The sequence below is a fragment of the Mycobacterium sp. genome (genome assembly GCF_049683355.1).
GTDB lineage: Bacteria > Actinomycetota > Actinomycetes > Mycobacteriales > Mycobacteriaceae > Mycobacterium.
On record NZ_JBAUJB010000204.1, the window covers coordinates 1 to 7,199 of the forward strand.

Below are 7,199 nucleotides of genomic sequence, written 5' to 3' on the forward strand. Positions count from 1 at the left end.
GGCCTGGGCCTGGTGCTAATCCGGGCGGCAACGCTCCCGGCGGCGCCGGGGCTCCCGGTTCGGGATCTGCCTCCGGCGGGATGTAAGGAAACTTATTGGGTGGCAGAATATTCCGCGGATCCTGAACTGGTGTACCGGTCGGAACGGGCGGCCCACGCCACGGATTGTTGCCGATCGGGACGTATCCGCGAGGATCACGGCACAGCGCGATGGTGGGCGCGCGCTTTCCGGGGAACTCCTGGCACGGGTAGTTCCTGGCCCCACGCACCACACTCGGGTCGTTCTGCGGAACCTTGCAGTACAAGTCCTTGGGCAGCTCTCGCACTGTGGTGTCGGCCGGCGAACGGATGAGGGTCGGGGGGATGAACCCGACGGTGCACGGCGGTGGATCACCCAAGGGAAGCTTGAAGTCGAGCTTGGCGCCCTCATCCTGCGGGACCCCGCCGGCCACGGTAATCAGAGCGGACATCAGGGCCGGGAAGATGACCAGCACCTGCTCGATCGACTTGTGGTAGATCACGCCCACCCGGCCGAGATTGGCCAAATTTGCGGCTAATACCGGAAATGACGGGCGGATTCCGGTGAATGCGGTATTGACCTCGCCGGCCGCGTCCGGCACTGTCGCCAGCATGGTCCTCAGCTGCGGATCGGCATGGCGTACTTCGGTTGTGAGGCGGGCGAGCCCGTCGGCCAGCGACTTGATGTCGTTGCCACTGCGAATCTGCGCCTCCAGAAGGGGGCCCGCCTGGTCGATCAGCTGGGAAGTTTCCGGCCAGCTCGCGTTGGCCTCGTCGACCAGCAGCCGAGCCGACTGGATCAGTCGGGCCAGTTCGGGGCCGGAGCCGTTGAAAGCCTTGAACGTCTCGCGCAACAAGTCCTGCAGTCGGCTGCTCCCGACGCTACTCACCAGGGCATCCGCCGCCTGAAGTAACCCGGCAATGTCCTGACCGATGGCGGTCTGCTGTCGGTCGATGCGGGAACCGTCGTGCAGCAAGGCGCTGGCTGGGTCGTGGGGTGGAACTAGGTCCACGTACTGTTCGCCAACGGCTGACACGCTCTTGACGGTGGCCGTCACGTTCGCCGGCAACTTCGCGTCGCTGTTGATGCGCATCTGTGCACCGACGCCGTCATCAGACACCGTGACCGCAACTACCCGCCCCACGGTGACACCACGGTAGGTGACATTGGCGTTCTGGTACAGGCCGCCGCCAGCGACGAAGTCGGCCGTGATGTTGTAGGCACCGATCCCAAGCATGGCGGGCACCCGCAGGTAGTACGTCGCAAGCGCGCTGACGGCGAGCACGGTGATCACAGCAACGGTGAAGAGTTGAATTCGCGCGGTTCGGTTCAGCATCAGCGTGGTGCCTCCTGCCCTGAGGCTGTCCCGGGCGGGATCTTGAACGGGTCGGCCGCCTGCCCGGACAGGTTCGCCGTGGCGCCGATCAACCAGTCCGGCGGGTTGACCACCTCATCGAGGTGCTTCATGTTCGGGTCGAAGAACGACGTCGTGAACAGGGATTCACCGGTTCGGCGCACCGTCAGGTCGAAGGTGACGAAGACGTTGAGGAAGTCGCCGCGTACCGCTCGCTTGAGGTACTTGGATGTGAACGGAAAGGTGGGCAGGAGATCGAGGGACGACACGAAGTCGCCGCGGTTATCATTCAGCGCCTTGATGACGGGGTACAAATCCATCAGATTGGCGGTGAAATCGTCCTTCGTCTCGGCGAGAATGCGCGACGCTACGGTGGCGAAGGTTTGCAGCGCGCCGAACGCGTTGACGATGCTGGACCTGTTGTCGTTGAGGACTCGCAGTGCGTCCGGCACGGTGTCTAGGGCACGGGCTACGCTGTCCGTGTTGCGCGCCAGGATCTCGGCGAAGCGGTCGAGTCCTTCCGCCGCGGCGATGATGTCGTTGGTCTGCTGGTTCAGTGCTGCCGTTAGCTGGGCGAGTCGGGGCACCAGGTCGACGAAACTGGCTGTGCGGGCGGCCACGGCGGCGTATACCTCGCTGGTGATGTCTTGAAGCGCGCCCAGGTTGCCCTTGTTCACTACAACACCAAGCGCTGACAGCACTTCTTCGGTGGTCGGGTAGCGGCTCGATTGGTTCAGTTGAACTTCCGATCCGTGGCTGAGTTCGCCAATGGCCGTCTGATCGACGGGTGCGACCAGTTCCACATGCTGGGAACCAAGCAGCGAGGTTTGCGCGACCTTGGCCGTGGCGTTGGCCGGCAGCCTGACGCTCCGGTCCAGCGACAGCTTCACGGCCGCATAGAAGCTGCCGTCAGGTCGTTGCACCGCGTCGACGCCCGAGACGCTGCCGACCGTGACGTCGTCGATCATCACCGGCGAATTCTGCGGCAACGTCGCCACGTCCGGCATCTCTACCGTGATCGAATACGACCCCTCGCCGTGCCCGGCGGTGCCCGGGAGGTTCAGCGAATTCAGCCCCCCGAATTGGCAGCCGGCTAGCAGCATCGCCGCGCCCATTGCGATCGTCTGGAAGGCTGCTCGAGGTAGTCTGGGGCGTGCCGCTCTTCGGGTCATCCGCCGGCTCCAGGCTGCGGTGACGGGCTGGCCTCGGCCGGGAACTGACCAGTGGCGGGCGGTTCCGGTCCTGGTCCGGTGCCGTGCTGTGCGGGTCCGCCGGCGGCCGGCGCTGCAGGCGGCAGCAGCAACGAATCGAGGTCCGCCCCTGGCGCCATCCGCGGTGGAGTGATCCCTGGCGAGGGTTGCCACTGCAGATGCGGTATCGGGGTCATCGCCTTGGCTTCGGTGAGAGGCGTGTCGTAGATGATTTGGCCCTTGTAGGCGGTGATGCTGTTGATCGGGTGGAACAGCACGGGTGGAAAGTTCATGGTGAGCCGCTTGAGCACCGGTGCCATCCGCTGCCGGCAAATCTCGGCCCGCTTGTAGTCCGCCGGGTTCGCGCCGACGTCGAACGACCCCCCGCAGATGAATTGCACCGGGTTCGCGAAGTTCGGCAGCGACAACAGGCCCGCCAGCGACCCTTGGGCCGGCTCGTAAATGTTGTAGAAGTTCGCCAAACCGTGTGGGGCGACGTGCAGAATCTGCTCGATGCTCTTGTCCTCATCGGAGAGAATCTTCGTGAAGTCAGCAAGCTTGTCGACTTGGCCGATCAGCGCCGAATTGTTGTCATGCAGGAACCCCCGCACGTCGGAGAGTGCCTGATTGAGTGTGCCGAGGGTGGCATCGAGGTTGGCCGAGCTGTCGGCCATCACCTGAGATACTGAGGCCAGGTGGCCCGAGAATTGCACGATCTGCTCGTTGCTGTTCGATAGGGCCTCGGTGAGGGCCTGCAGATTCTTGACCGTCCCGAACAGGTCGGTGCGGGAGTCACCCAACCGGCCCGCGGTCAGCGACAGCTCACGCAGCGCCTGCCGGAATGAGTCGCCGTTGCCGTCGAAGGTGTCGGCGGCCTGGTTGACAAACGCACTGAGCGGTCCCTGCAACCTTCCTTCCTGTGGGCCCAGCTGTATGCTGAGACCGGTCAGCTCTTCCTTGATCTCGTCCCATTCCACCGGTACCCCGGTGTGATCTGGCCCTATGCTTGCGCCGTCGGCCATTGCCGGTCCGCCGGTGTAGGCGGGCGTCAGCTGGATGAAGCGGGCATCGAGCAAGTTGGGCGCCATGATGATCGCGCGTACATCGGCTGGCACCTTGACGCCGCTTTGCACCGACATCGTGATCTTGACGGCCTCTGCTTGCGGCTCGATCGACTCGATCCGACCGACCGGGACACCGACGACCCGGACATCGTCGCCAGGATAGAGCCCGACCGCAGAGGTGAAGTAGCCGACCACCTGGTGGCCTTCGCGGCCGGGCCAGACCAGATAGACGCCGACGATCAACGCCACCGCCAATGCCGCGGTGACGCCGCCGCGGAACCACGCGCTGGTGCGGGCTGGTAGGTGTAAGTTCACGGCGACTTCGGCCTCAGGATCAGGCGCTCGGTGATGAAGCCGCGCAAAAAGTCGGCGAGGCTGTCGGGCAGCTTGCCAGGCTGGAAGTAGGAGTCCAACAGTGGGCCGGCTATGGCTGGATTCGGCAGACCGTAAAGGTTGATGTGGAAGCCGGGACCCGAGCCGACCACTTCGCCGAGCGTTGTGGCATAACCCGGTAACCGCCGCAGCGCCTCACTGATGTGGTCGCGGCGTTCATTCAAGTTGTCCAGTACTAAGTTCAGCTTGGCTAGTGCGGGACCGAACTCCCGCCGGTTGTCGGCCACGAAGCCCGAGATCTGATCGGACACCTCGTCGATGCCGGCGATCAAACTGCTCAACGCGGCCCGGCGTTCGTCGAGTGCCGCGAACAGGTGGTTGCCGTCGATGACGAGCTGATTGACTTGGCCGGCCCGGTCGGCAAGCACCTTGCTCACCGACTTCGCGTGGGCCAGCAGCCGGGCCAGCGCCTGATCATTGGCGTTGATGCTGCGCGACAGGGCGGTCACCCCGTCGAGAGCGTCGCGTAGCTGCGGCGTCGCGTCGTGCAGCGAATCGGTCAACACCTGCAGCGCCTGCGTAAACTGCCCCTGATCCAGTGCTCCGGCGTCGCGGCTGAGGTCCTGCAGCGCGGTGTTCAGGGTGTAGGGAGTGGTGGTGCGGCCGAGCGGTATCGTCGTCGACTTACCGCCACCCGCCGGTGTCACCGCCAGCGACTTCTCGCCCAGGATGGTGTTGGTCTTGATGGACACCAAGGACTGGTCGCCGACCTTGATGCTGCGGTCGACGGTGAACGTGACCTTTGCCGCGTCGCCGGCCAGCGCCACCCCGGTCACCTGGCCGACCTTGATGCCGGACACGTTGACGTCGTTGCCCGGCGTGATGCCGCCGGCGTCGGTGAAGAACGCATCGTATGGTTTTCCCTGCGGGTAGAAGGGAAGTCCTTTATACCCGAACGACACCAGAGCCACACACACCACCAAAGTGATACCGAAGACCCCGGTCCTGAACGGGTTCGAGCTGTCACTTCTAGCCATCTTCGGAACACCTGCCCCTCGACGGGTCCGGCGGAAACAGCACCGGAACCAAGACGTCACTGCCGGCGGGCCCGCTGAACTTGAGCGATACCGAGCAGAAGAAAATATTGAAGAAGGCGCCGTACGCACCGAGTGCGTTGAGCCGCAACCAATTCTCGGCAAGCGGTTCCAGGATCCCGTTGATCTCGGCTTTTCGGTCGTCCAGTTCCGTCGCGAATGGCCGAAGGTTCTCAAGCACCCCCTGCAGTGGCCGCCGGGAGCGCTGCAGCATGTCGGTCAGATCCTTTTCTGCCGCAGCCAACGGGAGAATCGCCCCGGCGATGGGATCGCGCCCTTGCGCCAGACCGGAGATCAGCCGCTGGAGCTGATCGATGCTGGTGTCGAATTGGGCACGCTTCTCGTCGGCGGTCGCCAGCACGGTGTCGAGATTGTGGATCACATCGGAAATGAGCTGATGTCGGTCGGCGAGTGCCTGGGTGAACGTCCCGGTGTTCGACAGCACGTCCGACAGCGCGCCCCCCTGGCCCTGCAGCAGCTGGATGATCGCGTTGCTGATCTCGTTGATCTTGTCGCCGTCCAGGCCCTTGAGCACCGGTCGTAAGCCGCCCAGCAGCGCATCGAGATCCAGTGCCGGCTCGGTGTGGTGCTGGTCGATCGTGCCCCCAGGCGGGAGCTTGCGCAGGTCACCTGGGCCCGAGGTGATTTCCAGGAACCGGTCGCCGACCAGGTTCTCGTAGCGGATCATCGCGCGCGTCGACGTGTACAGCTGATACCGCTTGTCAACCTCAAAAGCCACGTCGACGGTGTTGTCGGAGTTCAGCTCAACGGCCTTGACCGCACCGACGTCCACACCGGCGATGCGCACCTTACTACCGCCCTTCAGCAGCGACGCGGTGGCGAAGTTGGCGTGATAGACGCTGCGGGAAGCGAATCGGAACTGCCCAAAGACCACCACCAAAGCTGCGGCCACCAACATCATGACCACCACGAAGGCGACGACCCTTAACATGATGCCTCGGTGTTTCATCAGAAATCGTCCCTTTCGGCGAACGCGCCGTTGAACAGGAACTGCAGTGTCGACGGGGCGTCCACCTGCAACTCAGTGAAGGGCTCATATGGGATGTACGCGTTGTCGGTAACCAGGAAAGGCGCGCGGTACCACGAGCCGTTACCTTGTTTGTTCGGCATGTCGGGCAAACCACGGCAATTGGGCCCGCCAGTTGCGTTGACAATCGGCAGGCTTTCTGGATAGGTATACGCCGGTCCGCCGAGCAAGAAGTTAGAGGACACGAACAGACCTGGCTTCACTCCGCCGATCTCGCGGTTGAAGGTCCGGATCGATTTCACCATGGACTTGATTACACAGCCGTATTCCGGCGAGTAGTCGCCGAGCACCTTCAATGGCGCGCGGGCGCGCTGGATCGCGGAGATGTAGTCGTCCGATCCGGCCACAAGCGTGGCATAACCGTTGTCGGCTACCCCGATAGTCGCCAGCAGGGTCGCGTTCAGGTTGTCTTGTTCGTCGACGATGGTGTTGCTGATCGACGGAACATTGTCGAGGAGGGTGACCAGGTCGGGTCCTGCGTCGGCGTAGATGTTGGCCACGGCAGCGGTCTGCTGAAAATTGGTCTGTACCGTCGGCATTGCCGGGTTCAACTGCGCCACAAGTTGATTCGTCCCGCTCAGCAGCGATCCGAGGTCCTCGCCGCGACCGCGCAACCCCTCAGCGAGCGCCGTCAACGCCGCGTTCAGCTCGACTGGATTGATCTTGTGCAGCATATCGGTCAGCGTCTGGAACAGTGTGTTGACCTCGAGTTGAACCGACGACGCCTGCACGTGCGCGCCGCTGCGCAGCGATGTGCCCGCCGGCTTTTCGGGCGGAACGAACTCCACCGCCTTTGTTCCGAAGATCGTCGTGCCGGCGATCCGCACTACTGCGTTGGACGGGACGTGACGCATCTGGCTGCTGTTGATGGCCAGCGTGAGTTTCGCCTGATCGCCGACGTACTCAATGTCCTTGACCTTGCCGATCTGGATGCCCCGGTATTTGACCTTATTCTGTTCTGCCATGCCCAAGCCGGCCCGCGGCGAAGTCACGGTCACGGTATCGGTCGAGGTGAACGCCGCGGTGTACGACAGGTAGGTGAGCATAGCGGAAGCTAGGATGAGCGCCGCCAGAATCACCGCCGCTATCCTGACGTGG

General features: G+C 63.5%; 6 protein-coding genes. All 6 read right to left on the reverse strand.

Annotated elements, in window-relative coordinates:
- Positions 1-1,354, reverse strand: a 1,354-nt coding sequence (locus WA944_RS12175) for an MCE family protein (protein ID WP_526646983.1), incomplete at its 3' end; no start/stop codon positions are given.
- The gene (locus WA944_RS12180) at positions 1,354-2,487 is read right to left on the reverse strand and encodes an MCE family protein (protein ID WP_526372737.1); all 1,134 of its coding nucleotides are present in this window, start codon (positions 2,485-2,487) and stop codon (positions 1,354-1,356) included. The genes WA944_RS12175 and WA944_RS12180, both read right to left, overlap by 1 nt.
- Before the next feature lie 53 nt (positions 2,488-2,540).
- The gene (locus tag WA944_RS12185) at positions 2,541-3,941 is read right to left on the reverse strand and encodes an MCE family protein (RefSeq protein ID WP_526646984.1); all 1,401 of its coding nucleotides are present in this window, start codon (positions 3,939-3,941) and stop codon (positions 2,541-2,543) included.
- Positions 3,938-4,996 carry an MCE family protein gene (locus tag WA944_RS12190; RefSeq protein WP_526372735.1) on the reverse strand — a complete coding sequence of 353 codons (1,059 nt, stop codon included), beginning with the start codon at positions 4,994-4,996 and terminating at the stop codon, positions 3,938-3,940. Before WA944_RS12190 ends, WA944_RS12185 begins: the two co-directional genes overlap by 4 nt.
- Complete coding sequence (locus tag WA944_RS12195) at positions 4,989-6,023, reverse strand: MCE family protein (RefSeq protein ID WP_526372734.1); 1,035 nt, start codon at positions 6,021-6,023, stop codon at positions 4,989-4,991. Before WA944_RS12195 ends, WA944_RS12190 begins: the two co-directional genes overlap by 8 nt.
- Positions 6,023-7,199 (reverse strand): MCE family protein (locus WA944_RS12200; RefSeq protein ID WP_526372733.1); only part of this gene is annotated, 1,177 nt, incomplete at its 5' end. The genes WA944_RS12195 and WA944_RS12200, both read right to left, overlap by 1 nt.